Source organism: Pontibacter flavimaris (assembly GCF_001907195.1).
Taxonomy (GTDB): Bacteria; Bacteroidota; Bacteroidia; order Cytophagales; family Hymenobacteraceae; genus Pontibacter; species Pontibacter flavimaris.
Genome location: NZ_LVWA01000009.1, coordinates 236,706 through 258,530, shown reverse-complemented (window position 1 = coordinate 258,530; position 21,825 = coordinate 236,706). Strand labels below are relative to the sequence as shown.

The window sequence follows — 21,825 nt, the reverse complement described above, 5'->3', positions numbered from 1 at the left end:
TACGCTTTATTCGAAATCCTTCTCGTTGGGCAGGTTAGACGACTGCGTTTGCGAGAAAGGTACTGTCTGTGGAATGTAATCTTCAGCAGCACCTGGCTTGCTGTAGTCATAAGGCCATCTGTAAACAGCTGGAATTTCACCTGGCCAGTTGCCGTGGCCTGGAAGAACCGGCGTAGTCCACTCGAGCGTGTTGGAGTGCCACGGGTTCTCAGTAGCTCTTCTTCCGCGGAAGATGCTGTAGACGAAGTTGAACAGGAAGATGAACTGCGCAGTAAAGCCAAGTATAGCGGCGATACTGATGAAGGTGTTCATATCTGTGAAGATATTGAAGGTCTCAAAGCCTGTCCAGTTATAGTATCTTCTTGGGAAACCCGCTATACCGATGTAGTGCATTGGCATGAACACCAGGTAAACAGAGATGAACGTGAACCAGAAGTGAACAAAGCCCAGCTTCTCATCCATCATACGGCCAAACATCTTCGGGAACCAGTGGTATACCCCGCAGAACATACCAAAGAAGGCTGCGGCACCCATTACCAGGTGGAAGTGCGCCACTACAAAGTAAGTATCATGCAGCTGTATGTCCAGGGCGGAGTTACCAAGTATAATACCCGTCAGACCACCGGAGATAAAGAGCGACACGAATCCGATGGCAAACATCATAGCGCTAGTAAAGCGGATATTTCCTCTCCAAAGCGTGGCGATCCAGTTAAACACCTTCACCGCCGATGGTACGGCAATGATCAGCGTGAGGAACATGAACACCGAGCCCAGGAACGGGTTCATACCCGTCACGAACATGTGGTGCGCCCATACTACGAAAGAAAGTACGGCGATACCGACCAGCGAGCCAATCATGGCGCGGTAGCCGAAGATAGGCTTGCGTGCATTAGTGGCAATAACCTCTGATACCAGACCCATCGCAGGCAGGATCACGATGTATACTTCCGGATGCCCCAGGAACCAGAACAGGTGCTGGAAAAGTATAGCGCTGCCACCCGTGTTGGTTAGTGCCTGTCCGGCAATGTAGATATCGGAAAGGAAGAAGCTGGTGCCGAAGCTGCGGTCGAAGATGAGCAGCAGAGCCGCTGATAATAATACAGGGAAAGCCAGAAGACCCAGAACTGCAGTAAGCACGAATGCCCATATCGTCAGCGGAAGCTTCGTCATAGACATGCCTCTTGTACGCAGGTTAATCACCGTTGTGATGTAGTTTACACCTCCTAGCAGCTGCGATACGATAAACAGTGCCATAGAGATCAGCCACATCGTCATACCGTCGCCGGACCCCTGGATGGCCTCTGGCAGCGCGCTCAGCGGCGGATAAACCGTCCACCCGCCACCAGCTGGGCCTGTCTCGAGGAAGAGCGACCAGAACATGATCACACTGGCGATGAAGAAGATCCAGAAAGAGAGCATATTCATGAAACCCGACGCCATGTCACGTGCTCCAACCTGCAGCGGAATGAGGAAGTTACTGAACGTACCGCTAAGGCCGGCCGTTAGCACGAAGAATACCATGATGGTACCGTGCATCGTCACCAGGGCCAGGTAGAACTCAGGGTTCAGCTTGCCATTTTCCACCCAGCCGCCAAGTATAGGCTCCAGGAACGTGAACGTGGCCTCAGGCCAGCCCAGTTGCAAACGGAATAAGATAGACAAAAAGCCACCGATAAATGCCCATATAATACCCATGAACAGGTACTGCTTGGCAATTACCTTATGGTCGAGGCTAAAGATATACTTTTCGAAAAAGTTCTGATCGTGATGATGATCATGCTCCTCATGGGCGTGATGTACATCCCTGTTAATCGTTATATCTGTACTAGACATTCTTATTTAGGAATTAAAATGCGACAAATCAGTTTATTCTACTTCTTCCTTAGCCTCAGCTACAAGTTCAGTAGCGCCTTCCTTCTGGAATTTTGCCAGCACCTGAGGGTTCTGCTCAACGAACGGAGTTTGGCTCGCTAACCAAGCCTCATACTCTTCCGGCTCATCTACCACAATTACAAAACGCATGGCGAAGTGGCCTCTTCCGCAGATCTCTGCACAAGCCAATTCATACTTGAAGTCCGGATTTCCGGTCTCGCTAGCCATTTCGTTTGTCGTCTTCGTCGGTACAAACCAGAACTTGGTAGGCATACCAGGAACAGCATCCATCTTCAGGCGGAAGTGCGGCATGAACACACTGTGGATCACATCTCGCGATCTGATTTTCAATAGCACCGGCTTGCCTTTGGGCACATGTATCTGAAGCGGATTGATGATATCGTCCTGCGCGTTTGGATCGCTGAAGTCTACCCCAATTTCATTTGTAGCATCTATGAGCGTTGTTTTGGCAACACCCAGCTTGCCATCAGCACCCGGGTAACGCACCATCCAGTTAAACTGCTTGCCTACGATCTCCACCACGACAGCGTCCTCAGGAGCTGCACTGGTGATCTTCGTCCAGGTTTGCCAGCCACCAAATACCAGTATCGCCATCACAACAGCAGGAATCATCGTCCAAACGATCTCCAGTTTGTTGTTGTGCGGGTAATAGTAGGCACGCTTATCGTCCTTGTGCTGGTACTTGTATGAGTAGAGAAACAGCAACACCTGCGTGATCACAAACACGATTCCGATGATGATCATGGTTGTCCAGAACAGGTTGTCCGTCCACTCCCCGTGCAATGAGCCAAGCGGCAGGTTCATATCATCCCATGCATCCGCAAAGGACCAGGCAAAAGCCACTCCACCCAATACCAGGAAGAGCAGTAGCAGCGTTCCGTTTACACGGTTGCTTACTTTGGTTGTACCGGCCGCACGCTCCGTTGAACCCCGGAAGATTGACGTCAGCGTTCCGATCCTGAAAAGCAGGAAGAGAATGATCAGTAATAAAAGAATGGATAAACCAATGGCGATAGTAATCATTATATAGCGCTTTTAGTATAGTCTCTAAACATGATGGTGTACACTCTCCTCCAGGAATGGGTGGTTTACCGGCACCAGGGATGCTTTTGAAAGTCCCTTCGTAAAGGCTAGCAGAAACACTCCTAAGAAGATAAGGGCAGTACCGATTTCAATGAAGCCTATACCGGCGTCTGTACGCAGTGTACCAGGCATCATCATCAGGTAGAAGTCAAACCAATGCCCGATCAGGATGGCGATCATAACAATCTTGAGCATGATCATCTGGCGCTTTGAATCCCTGGTCATCAGAACAAGGAATGGCAGCACAAAGTTTATGATCAGGTTGAAGAAGAAGATCCACTTATAATGGCCTCCGTTACCGCCCAGCCTTTCAATGAAGTAGATTGCTTCCTCCGGCATGTTCGCATACCAGTAGAGCAGGAACTGAGAGAACCAGATATAGGTCCAGAAGATAGAGAAGGCAAACACAAACTTACCCAGGTCATGCAGGTGGTTAGCGTTTACCATCTTCAGGTAACCGTTCTGCTTCAGGATGATCACCGTAAGGGTAATGGCGGCAAGGCCGGATACCCACCAGCTGGCAAATACATACCATCCGAACATGGTGGAGAACCAGTGCGTATCGATGGAGAGTACCCAATCCCAGGCAGCAGTAGAAGAAGTGATACCGAAGATTACCAGGAAGACGGCTGAAATACGGATGCTCTTATGGTAGTAGTTCGTACTGCCGTTCAGGTCCTCATTCATAGACTCTTTCCTCAACCACATGGAAAACCAGATCCAAAGGGCAAAGTATAGCACCATACGGATAAGGAAAAACGCCGTGTTCAGGTAAGGCGACTTGCCAGCGATGATCGGATCATACCGCTCATCGTTAAGATCATACAGATAATCGTGTGTCCAGTGGAAGATGTCGTGTCCACCAAAAAGGAAAACCAGCAGCATAACCACTCCCCCTATTGGCAGGAAGTAGCTAAGCGCTAAAGCAACCCTGTTAACCAGAACGGACCAGCCGGCGTAAGATACATATTGTACTGCCACGAAGAAGGTGCCGATCAGGGCAATCCCTGTAAAGTATACGTTGTTCAGCCAAAGGTTCACGAATAAACGCTTTGTCCATGAAGCGGCTTCATGACCTGCTGCAGCAGCCTCACCGTGTCCCTCACCGTGATCTGCTCCTCCGCCTGCGGCCATAAAAATGATGCCTGCTATAAGTAGAATTACACCTACAGCTATCATTAAGAAAAACTTATTGTTCGTTTTTCTGGAAATGATGAGTCTTTCTTCTGTCATTATCCCTTTATTTTATGCCTTAGTCTTAGTTATTAGGGGTTCCGGTTACAGGATTCTTGGTTCCGGCCTCATCAGCTTCCTGCGCGGCCTCTTCCGAAGCGTCATCAGAAACCGCAGTGCCTGTCTCCCCTTTCTGTAGCTGCTGTACATACATAACTATCTTCCAGCGCTCCTCCGGGTTTACTTGTGAACCGTGAGGCAACATACGTCCTCTGCCGTAAGTGATAACGTGGTAAATATGGCCTCCTGGGAGTTCCGCCACACGGCCAGCCGTATACGATGGCACCCCCTTGAACTTCTGGCCTACCAGTCCCTGCCCGTCGCCTTCAGCACCGTGGCATGGCGAGCAAAAGCGGGCATACAGCACCTTTCCCTCTTCCAGGTTCGCTGTGTTTCTGGCAAGTGGGTTTTTAAGCTCTGCACCTGCTGTCTCGGCGTTATCTTCGGACAGATAAACGTTATACCCCTGCTTGCCACGTGCTACCGTACCTTTAACCGGCTCACGCATGTTCATACCGGCAGGGTTAAACTTGTTCTCTTTTATCTGAGAATAAGGGTCAAGAGGAACAGAGTGGTACATGTCCGGGGCAAACTCGACCCCTGGGTCTTGTTCATTGCTGCAGGAAAAGAGAACTGCAGCAGAGAAAAGTATAGCTGAGGCTGTAAAGCCTGTTTTTATCATCCTCTTCATTATTTTACTACCTCCTTCTCATTAACTTCAATAGCACCGTTAGAGCGAAGAAGATTGTTGAGAGCCTCCATGTCGGTTGCTCCTTCTTTCACTTCTATAGCCATCACAAATTTGTCGTCTGTAGAGCGCTTGTCGAACACGTTCACCTTCAGCGACGGCTTCATGTTAGACACGATAAAGAACACGATCACCATGCTAAAGGCACTGAAGAGTACCGTTAGCTCAAACGTAACCGGGATAAAGGAAGGAAGCGCGATGTGCGGCTTACCACCAATGATCATCGGCCAGTCGAAGCCCATCATCCATATCTGCATCCACAGTGCGAACGACATCCCGGCTAGTCCCCCGAAAAAGGCCACGATTGGGAGTCTTGAGCGCTTAATGCCTAACACGTCGTCAATACCGTGTACCGGATAGGGGGAAAACACGTCATAAATCTTGGTTCCGGCGGCGCGGATATTCTCGATGGCTGCCAACAGCACATCTTCATCATCATAAATACCTAGAACAAACTTCTTATTCATTGTGATGTGTATTAGAGTTCGAATCCTTATCAGTAGCATGCATGGTAGCACCTCTGCCATGACTGTGTGTCACTTCTGAAGAAGACTTCAGGATCGCTTTCACCTCGGCCATGTTCACCACCGGGAAAAACTTTGCAAACAGCAGGAACAGTGTAAAGAATAGGCCTATCGTACCAACGTATACACCTATATCGATGATGGTTGGAGAGAACATAGCCCAGGATGATGGCAGGTAGTCTCTGTGCAATGAGGTTACGATGATCACGAAACGCTCGAACCACATACCGATGTTCACAAAGATCGAGATGATAAAGGTAGCGGTCAGGCTTCTTCTGATCTTTCTGAACCAGAAAAGCTGCGGTGTGATCACGTTACAGGTCATCATCGACCAGTAGGCCCACCAGTAAGGACCGAAAGCACGGTTAATGAAGGCATACTGCTCATACTCCACACCTGAGTACCAGGCGATAAAGAACTCTGTAGTATAAGCGATACCTACGATAGAGCCCGTCAGGATGATCACCTTGTTCATCGACTCCACGTGCTCCAGGGTGATATAGTCTTCCAGGAAGAATACCTTTCGGGTAATGATCATCAGGGTAAGCACCATGGCGAAGCCTGAGAAGATCGCACCTGCCACGAAGTATGGAGGGAAGATGGTCGTGTGCCAGCCCGGGATTACAGAGGTTGCAAAGTCCATGGATACGATCGTGTGTACCGAAAGTACCAGTGGTGTAGCCAAACCAGCCAGGATAAGGGATACGGTCTCGTACCGGGACCATGCCTTTGCTGAACCTGTCCAGCCCATTGATAAAGCGGCATAAGCCCTTCTGGCAATAGGACCGGTAGCCCTGTCGCGGATAGTGGCAAAGTCAGGAATCAGGCCGATGTACCAGAAAACGAGTGATACGGAGAAGTAAGTGGAGATCGCGAACACGTCCCAAAGAAGCGGTGAGTTGAAGTTAACCCAAAGCGATCCGAATGTGTTTGGCAGTGGAAGCACCCAGTAGGCCAGCCACGGACGGCCCATGTGCAGAACCGGGAACATGGCGGCGCAGATTACGGCGAAGATTGTCATCGCCTCCGCTGCACGGTTGATGGAAGTTCTCCACTTCTGACGGAACAGGAGGAGAATGGCTGAGATCAGCGTACCGGCGTGGCCGATACCTACCCACCATACGAAGTTGGTGATGTCCCATGCCCAACCAACTGTTTTGTTAAGTCCCCATTCGCCGATACCGTACCATAGTGTGCGGTATACAGAGTAGATAAATATAGCTAAGCCAACCAATGCTACGGCAAGGGCAGCGGCCCAACGCACGTTGGGCTTCGCCTCCACTTGTCTGCAGACATCCTGGGTGATGTCGTGGTATGTTTTCCCCCCCGTTACCAGAGGCTCTCTTATCGGAGATACATGCTGCATAAAGCTCTCAGTATTTAAAGTTAAGCTAAGTTTCTAATTTTAGTCAGGTACGTCACGTTAGGCTGCACGTTAAGCTCCTCCAGTACGTGGAACGCACGCTCGCCCTGCTGACGGGAAAGGATTTTGGAGATGCGGCTCTCCGGATCTTTCATGTCGCCGAAAACGATGGCCTCCGTAGGGCAAGACTGTGCACAGGCTGTCACGATCTCACCGTCTTTCGGTCTTCTGTTCTCGCGCTTGGCTTCGAGTTTACCTAACTGCACACGCTGTACGCAGAAAGAGCATTTCTCCATCACACCTCTGCCACGTACTGTCACGTCCGGGTTCAGCACCATCTTGCCAAGGTCGTTGTTCATCGGCTCGTTAAATCCGAACTTGTCGTTGTTCGCGTAGGCAAACCAGTTGAAGCGACGAACTTTATAAGGGCAGTTGTTGGCGCAGTAACGTGTACCAACGCAACGGTTGTAGGCCATCTGGTTGATACCTTCCGAGCTGTGCATGGTGGCCGCCACCGGACACACTGTCTCGCACGGTGCGTGGTTACAGTGCTGGCAAAGCATTGGCTGGAAGATAACTGAAGGGTTATCTGCAGGGTGCTCCATTTCAGCGTAATCCTTCGGCTCATGCTCCTTGGCACTGTAGTATCTGTCTATACGCATCCAGTGCATTTCGCGGCGCATCAGCACTTCGGCTTTTCCTACCACCGGAATGTTGTTCTCCACGTTACAGCTCATGGTACAGGCACCACAACCAATACAGGAGTTTAGGTCGATAACCATGCCCCAGTGGTGGTTCTTGTACTCATAATCATCCCAAAGAGAGATGGCAGCCGGTTTGGCCGGGCCGCTGTGTGTGGCGATACGGATATACTCCGTCACTTCTTTCGGATTTTCTTTATACTTGGCAAACGTGTTCTCCTGCACCACGATGCGGTCCATAATGGTATGGTGCGTCTGCGTTTGTGCGATAGGAGAAGTAGCATTTGTTTTCTCGAGCTTTACGCCACTTGTATACAATACGGCATTGTCGTTTACCGTTGCTATAGGGAAAGCGTTCGCGCCTAGTCCCTTGGCAACAGGCATCGACTCCAGGTCACGGCCATAACCCATAGCAATGGCCACAGTTCCGTTAGCCTGACCAGGCTGAACCAGCGCCGGCAGCTCAATGCTCTCGTTGTTCGCGAAGGTTACCTTCAGCACGTCGCCCTGCACGATGCCCATTTCCTCCGCCATCAGGCGCGGCATGGCCACGTAGTTACCCCAGGTAGCTTTCGATACGGGGTCAGGAAGCTCCTGCAGCCATGGGTTGTTGATCAACTCGCCACAACCTACGCTTACTTTCTCGTACAGTACTGCCTCAATCGCGGCTGGCTGCACCTTTCTTACCGAAGTGGAAGCGGCGGCAGTTGAAGGAGTTATATTCATCAGGCTTGAACCGTTCTCCAGTACGCCGTCATGTACCACCTTCTCCCAGGCCTCGTCAAACTTACCTGTAGCTACGGTTCTCCAGTTGTTGCGCAGGTACTCATAGAACTCAGTCTTCTGCTCGCTCCAGGCCAACAGGCTGTCCTGCATCTGGCGGGTAGTGAAAATTGGGCTGATAACCGGCTGGGAAAGACTCAGGAAGCCTTTTTTCGGCTCGAAATCGTTCCAGGACTCCAGGTAGTGGTGATCCGGCGTAACGAAATCAGCAAGCTTGGCAGTCTCCTCCACTCTGTCAGCGAACGAAACCTTCAGCCCTACTTTTTTCAGACCGGCAGCCACTCTGGCAGCAAGCGGGTGGTTGTACGCCGGGTTGGCGTTATAGAAGAACACGGCACCTACAGAGCCGGCATTCATTTCTTCGATCAGGCGGATCATAGCCGCATCGTTACCCTGCTTCACATAGTATGGAGCAGCCGTATCGATAGTGGTACCGTCAGCGCCTAAGGCCGTGTTGATGGCTTTCACCATGGCCTGTACGCCCGGATCGTTAGAACCGGATACCACCAGCGCCCTGCCGCTGTTTGCCTGCAGGTCTTTCACAGCAGCTGCCATGATCTTGGCGTCTACCGCTGTGCTGGAGGCACCCCGACCGGTAATAGCGTTATGCAGCGCAGTAACCACAGCAGCCTCATCAGAAGGCTTGATAGGCACGCGCACGTCTGCGTTAGAACCAGTCAGCGACAGGATCGTCTCAAACTGGTAGTGGCGCGACATTGTTGGGTTATCCGGGTTCAGCTTTCTGTTTTGGATATACTGCTTGGCGAAAGGCACAGGGGCCACCCATGTACCCAGGAAATCAGCATTTATACTTACAATGATGTTCGCTTTGCTGAAGTCATACCCTGGGATAACACCGCCGTTAGCCTGGAGCAGGCCAGAGGCAGAGTTCACGTCATAGGTAACGTGCTCGAAGTTGCCGAAGCGCGAGCCGAACTCTTTGATAAGCTTCTGAGTGGATGGGCTGATGATGGTGGATGACACGAAAGCCACTTTGCCACTTACATTGGAAAGGCGCGAGCGGATCTCCTTGTCTACATCTTCCCACTTCGCCTCTTTACCAGCTTTCAGCGGGTAGCGCAGACGGTTTGTATCGTACAAGCCCAGCAGGGAGCCTTGTGCCTTCGGGCTAGTGCCCAGTGGCGTCAGTCCGGAGCTTGGGTTTGGCTCAATCTTGATAGGACGGCCTTCGCGGGTCTTTACAAGTATGCTGTTGTAATCCCCGTTCAGGTAAAAGGTAGAGGCGTACCAGTTCGCTATTCCTGGCTCCACGTCTACCGGTTTGTTCAGGTATGGAATAGCCTTGCGCACCGGCGCCTCGCAGGAGGCCAGCGACACGGCTGCCATACTAAAGCCCAACAGCTTCAGGAAGTCGCGGCGGCGTGTTTTGCCGTTTGAAACAGACTCTCCCCCTTCCACTTCGTTGATCGGCAGGAATTCTGGAAACTCGTTATGAGCATGCTTCTCGAATTCCGAAGCATTTTCCAGCTCCTCAATTCCTTTCCAGTATTTTATTCTGTCTTGCATATTATATTTAGAAAACTCGAATACTTAATTGAAATAGAGATTGATTAATAGTGACACTTAGAGCACTCTGCACCACCGTTCGAGGTCACTGTGAAGGCACCCTTCGAAGAAGCCTCGTGCAGTTCTACCAGCTTGTCGTAGTAGCCGTTACCCTCTGTGTTCAGTGGTGTTTCGCGGTGGCACTCTATACACCAGCCCATGGTAAGTGGAGAATACTGGTAAACCACATCCATTTCCTGGATTGGGCCGTGGCAGGTCTGGCACTCTACGCCACCCACCTGCGTGTGCTGTGAGTGGTTAAAGTAGGCCAGGTCCGGCAGGTTGTGGATACGCACCCACTGGATCGGCTCATTGCGCTCAATGGCTTTGTATATCTTCTGAATCTCTGCAGACTCTGTCTTGATCTGGCTGTGGCAGTTCATACAGATGTTCGCAGATGGAATGCTGGCGCTTTTGCTTTCGTAAACCGTTGTGTGGCAGTAGTTACAGTTGATCTGGTGCTGGCCAGCGTGCAGTTTGTGCGAGAAAGCAATCGGCTGCTTCGGCGCGTAACCCTGCTGGATGCCGATTCCCATCACCTTATCTATCGTCAGGTCCAGCAGCACCACCACGAAGATGAGCACCACCAGTGTGCGAACGGCCTTGGACTTATATATCTTGGAGAAGTCGAAGCGCTGGTTAACAACCTCAGCGTCATACTCATTCAGCTTACGGTTCTTGTTCAGGTAGTTCTTCAGCAGCGACGTGATCAGCAACAGTGTCACCACCAGCACAATCAGCACGACGATCAGGACCACCAGCACGATATCCAGGTAACCTCCGATGGCTCCGGCGGAACCAACCGCGTCAGTACCCACGTTCTCACCGGCAGTAGCGCCCTCAGGACCGGCAGCTGGTGCCGAAGCAACACCCTGCCCAGACGCGATGTAGGCAAATATCGACTTCACCTCATCATCAGAGAAAGCGAAAGAAGGCATTGCCTGCTTGTTAAACTGGTTGTAAATGGCAATCGCATCCGCATCGCCTGACTGGATAAGCGCCTGGGAGTTCTTTGTCCAACTGATCAGCCATGACTCGCTGCGTTTTTCCGTAACACCCTGCAGGCCGGGACCTACAATTACGTCGCTGCCGGCGGAGTGACACACAGCACAGTTGTTTTTAAACAAGGCCTCTCCCGCCGATATAATCGCTGGATCCCCGGTAGACACTTCCGCACCTGCAGTAGCGCCAGGCTCAACACCTTTTTGGGCTACCTCTGCCTGCTCGCTCTCCTGCGCAAAAGCACTGAATGAAACCACCAGAGCTAACAGGAAGGTGTACAAAATTTTAGATTGAGTTTTAAGTATACAGCTAACCATAGCCAAGATCACTTGTGTTTAGTATATGATATGGTGAATTTACTTTATGGGCACAAATCTACTATGCGAATTCCATTAATCAAACATAATAGGTTTATTATTTGGCCTGCGTGTCACCACCTCCTCAGTACCACCACACTTGCAACCAAAAACCGTTTTTTTGATGCTTTTTAAGCCTTTTTATTTATAATCAATCTAAATAACTCCGGCCTCCCCTGTCTCTCCGTCCTTCAAAATATTCCTAAATTTTCGGTATTAAACACCAACGACGATTGTACTATTTTGTTCAATTATGTTTTGTGTTTACCAAAGTATAAATTGACTTTATTTTTCCGCAGCATCTGCAGCCCCTCCCCTGCACGGCACATCCCGGGAATACATTCACACCTTAATATATAAGAGATGTACCCGCCGCCTATCCCATTCCCATGCTCACCCCCTAGAGGCTGTGCCTTACTTATTTATAGCAGCACCTATTGCTATTTATACTTTAGCGCCTTACCTTTGCAGGCTAAATTTATAACCATATATCGAACCGATGGAATTGAGAAATTACGAAACTGTCTTCATCCTGACTCCGTTGCTTAACGAGACTCAGATGCAGGAAACGGTCGAGAAGTTCAGAGAGGTGCTAAAGGAAAATGGCGCCGACGTTATCCACGAAGAAAACTGGGGTCTTCGCAAACTGGCTTATCCTATCCAGAAGAAGTCTACAGGTTTCTATCACCTGATCGAGTTTAAAGCGCCAACTAACGTGGTGGACATGCTTGAACTGGCTTATCGCCGTGATGAAAAAGTAGTTCGTTTCCTGACAACCGCCCTTGATAAGCACGCTGTGGCTTACAACGAGCGCAGAAGAAACGGCGAGTTCAAATCACAAGCTAAAAAAGAGGAGGTTAAAGGATAATGAGCTTAGTTAACGAAAGAGTACACAAACAAGAGAATCGTGAGAAGTACTGCCGTTTCAAGAAGAGCGGTATTAAGTACATCGATTACAAGGATGGCAACTTCCTGCTGAAGTTCGTGAACGAGCAGGGCAAGATCCTCCCAAGAAGACTGACAGGCACCAGCCTGAAGTTCCAGCGCAAAGTGTCTCAGGCTGTTGCCCGTGCAAGACACCTTGCCATTTTACCTTATGTAACGGATTCTTTAAAATAAGGAGGTCGAACGATGGAAGTAATACTTAAAGACGACGTTAAAGGCCTCGGCTACAAGAACGACATTGTTGAAGTAAAGCCAGGATACGGCCGTAACTACCTTATCCCGCAGGGTCTGGCAGTTATCGCTGACAAATCAAGCAGAAAAGTAGTAGCTGAGAACATCCGCCAGGCGGCGCACAAGGCTGAGAAGATTCAGAATGATGCTCAGGAGCTGGCCAACAGCATCGGTGACATCACTATCGAGCTTCCTGCCAAAGTGGGTGAGACCGGCAAGATCTTCGGTTCCGTGACTACCAACCAGCTTTCAGAGGCCCTGAAGGCGAAAGGGTATGATGTGGACCGCAAGCGTATCTCTTTTGACCAGGACGTGAAAACTGCCGGCGAGTACACTGCTACGCTGAGCTTGCACAAAGAGGTGAAGCACCAGGTTAAATTCAACGTAGTTGCTGAATAAGCCTACCTGAAAATACTTATTTGAAAGCGTCCTGCCCCACCGGCAGGACGCTTTTTTTTGCCATATTGCACGTATAACTCAAGCAAAGTATAAGAGATGTTCCGGACCGAAGTACAGGTACCCCGCGCTGGCCTTAGCCTTGACTTGCAGCACCCGGTGCTCACCATCGGCTCCTGCTTCGCCGAGGTAATCGGCAGCAAGCTGCAGCAACACAAGGTGGATGTAGTGGTCAATCCCTTCGGCACCATCTTCAACCCTATCTCAGTGAGCCTGTTGCTGCGTGCCGCCACAGGGCAGGCTTATACTTTTGAGGAGCACCTGGTGCAGCAAAACGGCATCTGGTACGCCTACGACCTTCACTCCTCCCTCGCCAGCGCCAATAAAGAAGAGCTACTGCAAACCATACAGGAGCGGCTGCGCCAGACGGGCCAGCAACTGCAGAACGCCTCTCTCCTCATCATAACGCTGGGCACGGCCATGGCTTACCGCCTGCAGGAAAGCGGCAAGCTGGTGGCCAATTGCCACAAGCTGCCTGCCAGAAACTTTACCCGGGAGCTACTGACGGTGGAGGAAATGCGAACTGCCTTTGAACAGATGCTCGCGCAGCTGAAGCAAGTGAACCCAGCTATGAAGGTGCTCCTGACGGTGAGCCCGGTGCGCCATCTAAAGGAAACAATAGAGCTGAACAGCGTGAGCAAGGCCAGCCTGCGTTTGCTGTGCCACCAGTTGCAGGAGGCGCACCAGGAGGTTTTATACTTCCCGGCCTACGAGATCATGATGGATGACCTGCGCGACTACCGCTTTTACAAAGAGGACATGCTGCACCCCACTCCGCTGGCGGAGGACTACATCTGGCAGAGGTTCGTGGACGCGTATTATACTGCTGACTTCCGGCAGTTTATGGACCAATGGGAGAAGATACAGCGGGCGGTGGCGCACCGGCCGTTCCAGCCACAATCTGAGGCGCACCAGAAATTTTTGCAAAACACGTTGCAACAGCTGCAGGAACTAGGCCAGAAGTATAAGATCGACGTCAGCAGCGAAGCCAAAACCCTCCGGAAACAGCTCCTGCCTTAGCCATACCAGCCCGTAATACACTTTTGCCTGTATCAGCCGTAGAAATAGCTTCGAGACTTTAAGCGACACACGTAGCAGGTATCAAGTAGCTCGACTAACATATAAACTTTCATTCATGTAACGTCTTGTGTCTTGTGTCCTGCTACTTGTGTCCAAAAATAAACTATGGCAGTAGATAAGAAACCCAACAGACTCATACACGAGAGCAGCCCGTACCTCTTGCAGCACGCCTACAACCCGGTGGATTGGTATCCTTGGGGAGAGGAAGCGCTGCAAAAGGCAAAGCAGGAGGACAAGCCGATCCTGGTGAGCGTTGGCTATGCCGCCTGCCACTGGTGCCACGTGATGGAGCGGGAGGCCTTTGAGCAGAAAAGTATAGCTGAGGTGATGAACACACACTTTGTGTGTATTAAAGTGGACCGGGAGGAGCGCCCCGATGTGGACGCAGTATACATGGATGCGCTGCACGCCATGGGTTTGCAGGGCGGGTGGCCGATGAACGTGTTCCTCAACGCTGAGGCAAAGCCGTTTTACGGCGGCACTTATTTCCCGCCCAAACGATGGAAGGCATTGCTTGCCAACATAGCCGAGGCTTATGCGACGAACCGCGATGAACTGAACGAGTCGGCGGAGCAATTTGCCCGGCACCTGAACCGCAACGAGCTGGAGAAGTATGGCCTGGAGCAGCAGAACTACCACGTGCGGGAGGATGATTTCAAGCTGATTGGGCATAACCTGAGCAGGCAGTTCGATAAAAAGAACGGTGGCATGGGCGATGCTCCGAAATTTCCGATGCCGGGAAATCTCCTCTTTCTGCTCCGCTACCACCACCACACCAGCGACCAGACCATCCTGAACCACCTGCACCTGACGCTCCGCGAAATGGCCTACGGCGGCATCTACGACCAGCTTGGCGGCGGCTTTGCGCGCTACTCCGTGGATGCCGAATGGCTGGTGCCGCACTTCGAGAAGATGCTCTACGACAACGGCCAGCTTATAAGCCTGTACGCCGAGGCGTACCAGGCCACGCACGAATCGCTGTACCATGATGTGGTGTATGAGACAATCGCGTTTGTGGAGCGGGAGCTGATGAGCCCGGAGGGTGGCTTTTACTCTTCGCTGGATGCCGACAGTGAGGGCGAGGAAGGCCGGTTTTATACTTTCACGAAGCAGGAGCTGCAGGATATCCTGGGCGACGAGGAACCGATCTTCTCGAAGTATTACCACGCCACCGCCTCCGGAAACTTCGAGCACGGCCGCAACATCCTGCACCGCCGCATCCCGGACGAGAAGTTTGCAAAGGAGAATGAGCTGGAGATGGACGTGCTGGAGGAGATGGTGCAGAACTGGAAACAGAAGCTGATGAAGGTGCGCGCCAGCCGCATTCGTCCGGCGCTGGACGACAAGATCCTGACCTCCTGGAACGCGCTGATGCTGAAAGGTCTGGCCGACGCCTACTACACGTTCGGGAATAAGCATTTCCTGGAGCTGGCCCTGAAGAACGCCCGGTTTATACTTGACAACCTGAAGAACGGTGACAGACTCTACCATAACTATAAGGCAGGCAAAGCCACTATCGATGGTTTCCTGGACGATTATGCCCTGCTGATCCGCGCCCTGATCCGCCTGTATGAAGTAACCTTCGACGAGCAGTGGCTGCTGGAGGCAAAAAACTTAACAGATTATACTTTAGAGAACTTCTTTGATGAAAAGGAGAGCCTGTTCTTCTACACTGACAGAAACGCAGAGCAGCTCATCGCCCGCAAAAAGGAAATTTTCGATAACGTCGTTCCCTCCCCCAACTCTGTGATGGCCACTAACCTGCACTTCCTGGGTTTATACTTTGATGACGAACGCCATACTTCCCTCTCCGACGAGATGCTGGCGCGTGTAAAAGACCTGCTGCTGAAGGAGCCTTCGCACCTGGGCAACTGGGCCTCTTTATACTTTCACAAGCTCACGCCCACGGCCGAGATCGCCATTGTAGGCCCAGAGGCACCGGAAATGCGCGCTGAACTCACCTCCTTTTATCTGCCTAACGTTATACTTGCAGGCGCCACCGAAGCCAGCAACAGCAAGTTGCCATTGCTGGAGGACAGAGTAGCAATTAACGGGAAAACCACCGTGTATGTGTGCTATAACAAAACCTGCCAGCTGCCGGTGCATACCGCCGCCGAGGCACTGAAGCAGCTGAAGGGTGCAGAGCAACAACCCAAGTTTCCTTCCTTGTAACCAGGCATTATACTTTAAGGGCGGCTGGCGCGGGTGACAAGCTAAGGTTGGCATGCCCTGAAAGTATAAAACCACCAATCCTAAAAACCCGGGTTCAGGAGATGACCGCAAATGTCGTTTTGTCCTGAATCACTCCTTCCTTACCTATATCTGTTGTTACTTCGTCTCAGGTAATTTTGTCTGTGCCCGCAAATGTGTAATTTAGAGGCTCAAACTAACTAATCTCCAATCTACTGATGACGAAACGTACCTATCTGAGCGTGGTACTGGCTGCGGCGCTTGCTCTCCCTTTCGGCGCGGCACATGCTCAGGAAAAAAAGAAAGAAGACGCTAAATGGCAGGTGGATGCCGAACACGGTCCTCAGAAAGAGGTCTCCTTCACCACCAACGAAGGCACCTGGATGAGCGTTGACGTAAGCCCGGATGGCAAAGAGATCGTTTTCGACATGCTCGGCGATATTTACCTCATGCCTATCTCCGGCGGCAAAGCCAAACTCCTGAGAACCGGTCGCCCCTACGAGGTGCAGCCGCGCTTCAGCCCCGACGGCACGTATATTTCCTTCACCTCGGATGCAGGTGGCGGCGATAACATCTGGATCATGAAACGTGATGGCTCTGAGGCCAAACAGATCACCAACGAAAGTTTCCGTCTGCTCAACAACGCTGTCTGGACCCCGGACGGAGAGTACATCATCGCGCGTAAGCACTTCACCAATACCCGCTCTTTGGGGGCCGGCGAGATGTGGATGTACCACCGCACAGGCGGCACAGGCATCCAGCTAACTAAGCGCAAAAACGACCAGCAGGATGCCGGAGAGCCCTTTGCCTCGCCGGACGGCAAGTATGTATACTTCTCGGAGGACATGAGCGGCGGCTCTAACTTTGAGTACAACAAAGACCCGAACGGCCAGATCTACGTGATCCGCCGGGTGGACCGCCACACCGGTGAGATCGAGAACGTGGTATCCGGCAACGGCGGCGCGGTGCGTCCGGTGGTTTCCAGGGATGGCAAGCAGGTGGCCTTTGTGCGCCGCGTGCGTACCAAGTCGGTGCTGTTTGTGCACGACCTGAAAACCGGCGAAGAGTGGCCGATCTACGATCAGCTGAGCCACGACCAGCAGGAAGCCTGGGCCATTTTCGGCGTGTATCCATACTTTTCCTGGACGCCGGACAACAAATCCATCGTGTTCTGGGCTGATGGCAAGGTCAACAAAGTGGATGTGGCGACGAAGCAGGTGGCGAACATTCCGTTTGAAGCCACTGCCACACACTACCTTGCCGATGCCGTGCGCCACGACCACAGCAAGAACGGCGGCGTGTCACCTGATAAGTTTACAGCCAAGGCTATCCGCCATGCCGTAACCTCGCCGGACGGCAAAACGCTGGTATTTAACGCGGCGGGTTATATCTATAAGAAAGAGCTGCCAAACGGCAAGCCGGAGCGCATTACCAAGGGCCAGGATTTCGAGTTCTACCCCTCCTTCTCCCCCGATGGCAAGCACCTGGTGTACGCCACTTGGAATGATGATAACTTCGGAGGCCTCTACAAGCTCGACATCCGCAGGAAAAACGGCAAGCCAACCAGACTAACCACAGAGAAAGGCTTCTATACTTCGCCACAGTTCTCGCCGAACGGTAAGTTTATACTTTACAGCAAAGAGGGCGGAAACAGCCACATGGGCTACGCGCATGGCAAGGAGAAAGGCATTTTCTACATGCCAGCCGATGGCGGGAAAGCCACGTTGGTACAGGAGCGCGGCGCTAACCCGCAATTCAACGCCACATCCAACCGCATATTCTTCACCGGCCGCGAGGGCGACAAGTTTGCGTTCAAGAGCGTGGACCTGAGTGGTAAGAACGAGCAGACGCATTATACTTCCAAGTATACCGACCAGTTCTATCCTAGCCCGGACAACAAGTGGATCGGCTTTGTGGAGCTCTTTAACGGTTACATCGCACCATTTACCGCTAACGGTTCCGGCCTCGATTTGAGTGCTGATACCAAGGCTGTTCCGGTGGCCCGCTTCACCCGCGACGCCGGCACGAGCATCCACTGGTCCGCAGACAGCAAGAAGATCAACTGGGTGCTGGGCGATGAGTATTTCTCTAACGACCTGAAAAACCGCTTTAACTTTGTGGCCGGTGCACCGGAAGAACTGCCAGCCATCGATACCACAGGCACCAAGATCGGCCTGGAGCTGAAAACGGATATCCCACAGGGCAAAGTTGCCTTCACAAACGCCCGCATCATCACCATGAAAGGCGATGAAGTGATTGAGGGCGGTAAGATTGTAGTGGACGGCAACCGCATTGTGGCGGTGGGCAAAGGTATCAGCGTGCCAAACGATGCGAAAGTGATCGACGCTGCCGGTAAAACCATTATGCCGGGCATTGTGGACGTGCATGCGCACCTGGGCACCTTCCGCCTGGGCATGAGCCCGCAGAAGCAGTGGTCCTACTTCGCCAACCTGGCCTACGGCGTTACCACCACCCACGACCCTTCTTCCACGACCGAGATGGTGTTCAGCCAGTCGGAGGCGGTGAAGTCGGGCGCTATGGTTGGTCCGCGCATTTACTCTACGGGTACCATCCTCTACGGTGCCGATGGCAACTTCAAGGCCGTGATCAACAGCCTGGACGATGCCCGCTCGCACCTGCGCCGCATTAAGGCTGTGGGTGGCTTCTCGGTGAAGAGCTACAACCAGCCGCGCCGGGAACAGCGCCAGCAGGTTATTCAGGCAGCGCGCGAACTGGACATGAGCGTGTACCCGGAGGGCGGTTCTACCTTCTTCCACAACATGACCATGATCCTGGACGGCCACACGGGCGTGGAGCACAACATTCCGGTTGCACCGCTTTACAAGGATGTGCTGGAAGTATGGAAAGCCTCTAACGTGGGTTACACGCCTACCCTGATCGTGAATTACGGTGCCACCAACGGCGAGTACTACTGGTACCAGAAAACCAATGTATGGGAGAAAGACCGCCTGCTCAAGTTCACGCCGCGCTCTATCATCGATGGTCGTTCCCGCTTTGTAACACAGGTGCCGGACGAGGAGTATGAAAATGGCTTTATGGCCACCTCCAGAGCGGCCAAAGCCCTGTCGGATAACGGTGTGAAGGTAAACCTGGGAGCGCACGGCCAGTTGCAGGGCTTGGGCGCGCACTGGGAACTGTGGATGCTGCAGCAAGGCGGCATGACCAACCATGAGGCCCTTCGCGCTGCCACGCTGAACGGCGCTGAGTACATTGGCATGGGCCACGACCTGGGCTCGGTGGAAACCGGTAAGCTGGCTGACCTGATCGTGCTGGACCAGAACCCGCTGGAGAACATCCGGAACTCGGAACACGTGAAGTACACGATGGTGAACGGCCGCCTGTATGACGCCGCCACGATGGCTGAGATCGGCAACACAACGAAGCAGCCGGGCAAGTTCTGGTGGGAAAGCGACAAGTATGCCACTGCTTTCGACTGGCATGAGGGCACCAACACCCGCTTTGAGGGCATCGCCGGTGAACACTGCACTTGCCGCCATTAAGCATTAAAGTATAAAGTATAAAAAAGCGGCTGCTCCGGATGGGGCAGCCGCTTTTTGCTTTTACTGTCTTCCAATTTTCAAGCTCCTGTCAGCAGCTGGACTTCAGTGATTGTTCTGTAGCAGCAAAAACTTCCTCTTCAGCATGGCTAATAGGTTTCTGGGTCTAGAGAAGTATAGCAGCTTGTCTTTAGTTGAGGGGTAATATATTCTGTATTGATTCATTCTAAGAACTTTCCTTTCTATCCTTTCACCCTCAGTGTCTTTCAAGAGCCGCTTGATCTGCTCATCCATTTTGTCTTTCCCATCATTCCAGCAATAGTGAAAAATCCTGTTGTGACATTCCATTACATCGCAAGTTTCGGCCAGGACTACAGAGAAGGCCAGTTGCTCCACTAACCTCAGGTTATTTACTAAGAGCAAACGGTCATTAAGCTCTAATACATCATCTACCAGCTTATACTTCTCAGGGCTCAGCCCAATCACTCCGGCATTCCACATGTAATGCCTGTCGCTAATATAGATACTCCATCCGGATGTCAGGGTCAAATGCCTGCCACAAAAGCTGGTGCGGTATGCATCGAAACCCGCTGTAGAGAGTGCGGCTTCCTTTGTGTGAAGGATGCAGTTACCCTGATTTAATAAATGAAAGAGGTGGTCGATTCTTTTAAAGAAAACAATATCCGTATCGGCATAAAGAATGTTGCCTTCCACAGTCTCCCTTACTTCTTGTAGCAACTTAATCTTAGTTCTGAATAACTGATTCCCTGCCCCCTTCCAGGCACAAAATTTTTCCTCATTCAGGTAAACCACATCCAGGCAACTAATATCCTCTAAGCTTGAAAAGTACTCAGGAGCGTTAGTATAGATAATAATACGTAGCGATTCCGGCAAACGCATGCGGTATACTTTCAGCAGGGATAAAATAGCGTATACTGCTTGGCGGGCATATACTTCGCCCATTGCCAGGAAAACTATGCTATCCTTAACCTCCATCCTAATAACCTTTGATTGCTTATAACCGATTGTATTCGCTCCAGAAACCTTCCTGCCTTTCTCTTTGCCGCTGCCAGCAACCGATTTACCTCACAAGCTACTAAAATTTCCTGTCTAACGATTAAACAGGAAATATAAGCGGCTTATTGGGGTCCTGAAAAGATCAAGTAATGCTACAGGGATACTTAGATTACGTGTACCTTCTCTATTTTTTGGGAGGAGTGCTGGAGCGGGCGCTGCTGCAGGAAGAGTACCTGCGCCGGCTGATACAGGTGGAGCTACAGTAAGTATAAAGTATAAAAGGTATAAGCTATTCAAAACCCATACCTTTTATACTTGTGGCTCTTTATCTCTGAAGCTTACCAGCCGCCGCGGCGTTTGCCTCCGCCCAGAATTCCTCCCAGCAGCCCGCCCAGACCACCGGAGCCCATGCTGCTGTAGCCTTTGCGGCCGTTCAGCCCGCTAAGTATAGATGCCATAGAGCCCATGCCTCCGGATCTTCTGCCCATCATGCCTCCGCCAAGCAAGCCGCCCAATAGACCGCCCATCATGCCACCCCCATAGCGCTTGCTCCGCCGGCCACCCATCATTTTAGCGATAACAATCGGGGCCAGAATGCCGAGCATGCCTTTAACCATCTGCGGCGAGATGCCGGCATTCTTGAACATATCACCAAAGCCGTTCTTGTTCAGGAAGCTCTGCGAAGTCGGGTCCACACCCTGCTGCTGCGCCTCGCCTGCCTTTTCCACGTACTGCTCCAGCAGGCTGTACTGCTTGTGGTCCACGCCCAAATAGGTGGCCATTTCCTCGATGCGCTGCTGCTCCTCCTGGGTATACTGTCCGTCCGACTTGGCAAAACTGATGATGTCGGTGATGAGCGAGAACCGAAGCGGACTGCTTTTCAGCGTATCCAGGCACTTTTGCAGGCTCACCTGCGAGGGGTTCTTCGCCACCTGCTCCACCTCCTGACGCAGGTTCTCAGGCAGCTCTGCCGCCTCCCCCATCATGTCCAGAAACTCCAGTTCCTCGTCAGAGGCGTGTCCGTCGGCAGAGGCCATGGTGGCCAGTGCGCAGAAGTAAGCTCCCTTTTCCTGTATCGGGTAATCCTTTAGTAAAGTGGTTTGTTCCTGTTCCATTTGTCTTCATGCTTGGTATGC

Annotated in this window: 16 protein-coding genes; 6 read left to right on the top strand and 10 right to left on the bottom strand. The window is 51.8% G+C overall.

Annotated elements, in window-relative coordinates; all coding sequences use genetic code 11:
• Positions 1-6: 6 nt before the first annotated feature.
• Genes A3841_RS15200 through A3841_RS15165 form a run of 8 tightly spaced genes read right to left on the bottom strand, consistent with a single transcriptional unit; the run spans position 7 to position 11,213 of the window.
• A complete protein-coding gene (locus A3841_RS15200) occupies positions 7-1,833 on the bottom strand; it encodes a cytochrome c oxidase subunit I (RefSeq protein ID WP_073853395.1) in 1,827 nt (608 codons plus the stop codon).
• A 33-nt stretch (positions 1,834-1,866) separates the two neighbouring features.
• Positions 1,867-2,916, bottom strand: coding sequence for a cytochrome c oxidase subunit II (locus tag A3841_RS15195; RefSeq protein ID WP_073853393.1), 1,050 nt, complete (start codon positions 2,914-2,916; stop codon positions 1,867-1,869).
• Between the two features lie 24 nt (positions 2,917-2,940).
• Positions 2,941-4,209, bottom strand: a complete 1,269-nt coding sequence (locus A3841_RS15190) for a quinol:cytochrome C oxidoreductase (RefSeq protein WP_073853391.1) — start codon at positions 4,207-4,209, stop codon at positions 2,941-2,943.
• A 25-nt stretch (positions 4,210-4,234) separates the two neighbouring features.
• Entirely contained in the window at positions 4,235-4,900 is a 666-nt protein-coding gene (locus A3841_RS15185) for a c-type cytochrome (RefSeq protein ID WP_073853389.1), read from the bottom strand.
• Positions 4,900-5,424 carry a DUF3341 domain-containing protein gene (locus A3841_RS15180; RefSeq protein WP_073853387.1) on the bottom strand — a complete coding sequence of 175 codons (525 nt, stop codon included), beginning with the start codon at positions 5,422-5,424 and terminating at the stop codon, positions 4,900-4,902. Before A3841_RS15180 ends, A3841_RS15185 begins: the two co-directional genes overlap by 1 nt.
• A complete protein-coding gene (gene nrfD / locus A3841_RS15175) occupies positions 5,417-6,847 on the bottom strand; it encodes an NrfD/PsrC family molybdoenzyme membrane anchor subunit (RefSeq protein WP_073853385.1) in 1,431 nt (476 codons plus the stop codon). The genes A3841_RS15180 and nrfD overlap by 8 nt, the downstream gene beginning before the upstream one ends.
• A 20-nt stretch (positions 6,848-6,867) precedes the next feature.
• Complete coding sequence (locus A3841_RS15170; RefSeq protein ID WP_073853383.1) at positions 6,868-9,855, bottom strand: TAT-variant-translocated molybdopterin oxidoreductase; 2,988 nt, start codon at positions 9,853-9,855, stop codon at positions 6,868-6,870.
• A gap of 44 nt (positions 9,856-9,899) precedes the next feature.
• The gene (locus A3841_RS15165) at positions 9,900-11,213 is read right to left on the bottom strand and encodes a cytochrome c3 family protein (protein WP_073853381.1); all 1,314 of its coding nucleotides are present in this window, start codon (positions 11,211-11,213) and stop codon (positions 9,900-9,902) included.
• Between the two features lie 538 nt (positions 11,214-11,751).
• On the opposite strand from A3841_RS15165, the gene rpsF reads away from it, so the two are divergent.
• The 6 genes from rpsF (at position 11,752) to A3841_RS15135 (ending at position 19,675) form a co-directional block, all read left to right on the top strand.
• Positions 11,752-12,120 carry a 30S ribosomal protein S6 gene (rpsF, locus tag A3841_RS15160; RefSeq protein WP_073853379.1) on the top strand — a complete coding sequence of 123 codons (369 nt, stop codon included), beginning with the start codon at positions 11,752-11,754 and terminating at the stop codon, positions 12,118-12,120.
• Positions 12,120-12,371: a 30S ribosomal protein S18 gene (rpsR, locus tag A3841_RS15155; protein WP_073853377.1), complete on the top strand. Its 252-nt coding sequence runs from the start codon at positions 12,120-12,122 to the stop codon at positions 12,369-12,371. Before rpsF ends, rpsR begins: the two co-directional genes overlap by 1 nt.
• A gap of 12 nt (positions 12,372-12,383) precedes the next feature.
• Complete coding sequence (gene rplI, locus A3841_RS15150; protein WP_073853375.1) at positions 12,384-12,827, top strand: 50S ribosomal protein L9; 444 nt, start codon at positions 12,384-12,386, stop codon at positions 12,825-12,827.
• Positions 12,828-12,923: 96 nt separating this feature from the next.
• Positions 12,924-13,904, top strand: a complete 981-nt coding sequence (locus A3841_RS15145) for a GSCFA domain-containing protein (protein WP_073853373.1) — start codon at positions 12,924-12,926, stop codon at positions 13,902-13,904.
• 165 nt (positions 13,905-14,069) lie between these two features.
• The gene (locus tag A3841_RS15140) at positions 14,070-16,136 is read left to right on the top strand and encodes a thioredoxin domain-containing protein (RefSeq protein WP_073853371.1); all 2,067 of its coding nucleotides are present in this window, start codon (positions 14,070-14,072) and stop codon (positions 16,134-16,136) included.
• A gap of 236 nt (positions 16,137-16,372) precedes the next feature.
• Positions 16,373-19,675 carry an amidohydrolase family protein gene (locus tag A3841_RS15135; RefSeq protein WP_083610384.1) on the top strand — a complete coding sequence of 1,101 codons (3,303 nt, stop codon included), beginning with the start codon at positions 16,373-16,375 and terminating at the stop codon, positions 19,673-19,675.
• Positions 19,676-19,777: 102 nt separating this feature from the next.
• On the opposite strand, the gene A3841_RS15130 is transcribed toward A3841_RS15135, so the two are convergent.
• Both A3841_RS15130 and A3841_RS15125 read right to left on the bottom strand, forming a co-directional pair.
• A complete protein-coding gene (locus A3841_RS15130) occupies positions 19,778-20,668 on the bottom strand; it encodes a hypothetical protein (RefSeq protein ID WP_073853369.1) in 891 nt (296 codons plus the stop codon).
• A gap of 359 nt (positions 20,669-21,027) precedes the next feature.
• A complete protein-coding gene (locus tag A3841_RS15125) occupies positions 21,028-21,804 on the bottom strand; it encodes a tellurite resistance TerB family protein (protein ID WP_073853367.1) in 777 nt (258 codons plus the stop codon).
• Positions 21,805-21,825 lie beyond the last annotated feature (21 nt).

What these genes read in the sequence shown, in the direction of transcription:
- A3841_RS15200 (WP_073853395.1), bottom strand. Translation starts at nt 1,833, where the DNA reads ATGTCTAGTACAGATATAACGATTAACAGGGATGTACATCACGCCCAT.
- A3841_RS15195 (WP_073853393.1), bottom strand. Translation starts at nt 2,916, where the DNA reads ATGATTACTATCGCCATTGGTTTATCCATTCTTTTATTACTGATCATT.
- A3841_RS15190 (WP_073853391.1), bottom strand. Translation starts at nt 4,209, where the DNA reads ATGACAGAAGAAAGACTCATCATTTCCAGAAAAACGAACAATAAGTTT.
- A3841_RS15185 (WP_073853389.1), bottom strand. Translation starts at nt 4,900, where the DNA reads ATGAAGAGGATGATAAAAACAGGCTTTACAGCCTCAGCTATACTTTTC.
- A3841_RS15180 (WP_073853387.1), bottom strand. Translation starts at nt 5,424, where the DNA reads ATGAATAAGAAGTTTGTTCTAGGTATTTATGATGATGAAGATGTGCTG.
- nrfD (WP_073853385.1), bottom strand. Translation starts at nt 6,847, where the DNA reads ATGCAGCATGTATCTCCGATAAGAGAGCCTCTGGTAACGGGGGGGAAA.
- A3841_RS15170 (WP_073853383.1), bottom strand. Translation starts at nt 9,855, where the DNA reads ATGCAAGACAGAATAAAATACTGGAAAGGAATTGAGGAGCTGGAAAAT.
- A3841_RS15165 (WP_073853381.1), bottom strand. Translation starts at nt 11,213, where the DNA reads ATGGTTAGCTGTATACTTAAAACTCAATCTAAAATTTTGTACACCTTC.
- rpsF (WP_073853379.1), top strand. Translation starts at nt 11,752, where the DNA reads ATGGAATTGAGAAATTACGAAACTGTCTTCATCCTGACTCCGTTGCTT.
- rpsR (WP_073853377.1), top strand. Translation starts at nt 12,120, where the DNA reads ATGAGCTTAGTTAACGAAAGAGTACACAAACAAGAGAATCGTGAGAAG.
- rplI (WP_073853375.1), top strand. Translation starts at nt 12,384, where the DNA reads ATGGAAGTAATACTTAAAGACGACGTTAAAGGCCTCGGCTACAAGAAC.
- A3841_RS15145 (WP_073853373.1), top strand. Translation starts at nt 12,924, where the DNA reads ATGTTCCGGACCGAAGTACAGGTACCCCGCGCTGGCCTTAGCCTTGAC.
- A3841_RS15140 (WP_073853371.1), top strand. Translation starts at nt 14,070, where the DNA reads ATGGCAGTAGATAAGAAACCCAACAGACTCATACACGAGAGCAGCCCG.
- A3841_RS15135 (WP_083610384.1), top strand. Translation starts at nt 16,373, where the DNA reads ATGACGAAACGTACCTATCTGAGCGTGGTACTGGCTGCGGCGCTTGCT.
- A3841_RS15130 (WP_073853369.1), bottom strand. Translation starts at nt 20,668, where the DNA reads ATGGAGGTTAAGGATAGCATAGTTTTCCTGGCAATGGGCGAAGTATAT.
- A3841_RS15125 (WP_073853367.1), bottom strand. Translation starts at nt 21,804, where the DNA reads ATGGAACAGGAACAAACCACTTTACTAAAGGATTACCCGATACAGGAA.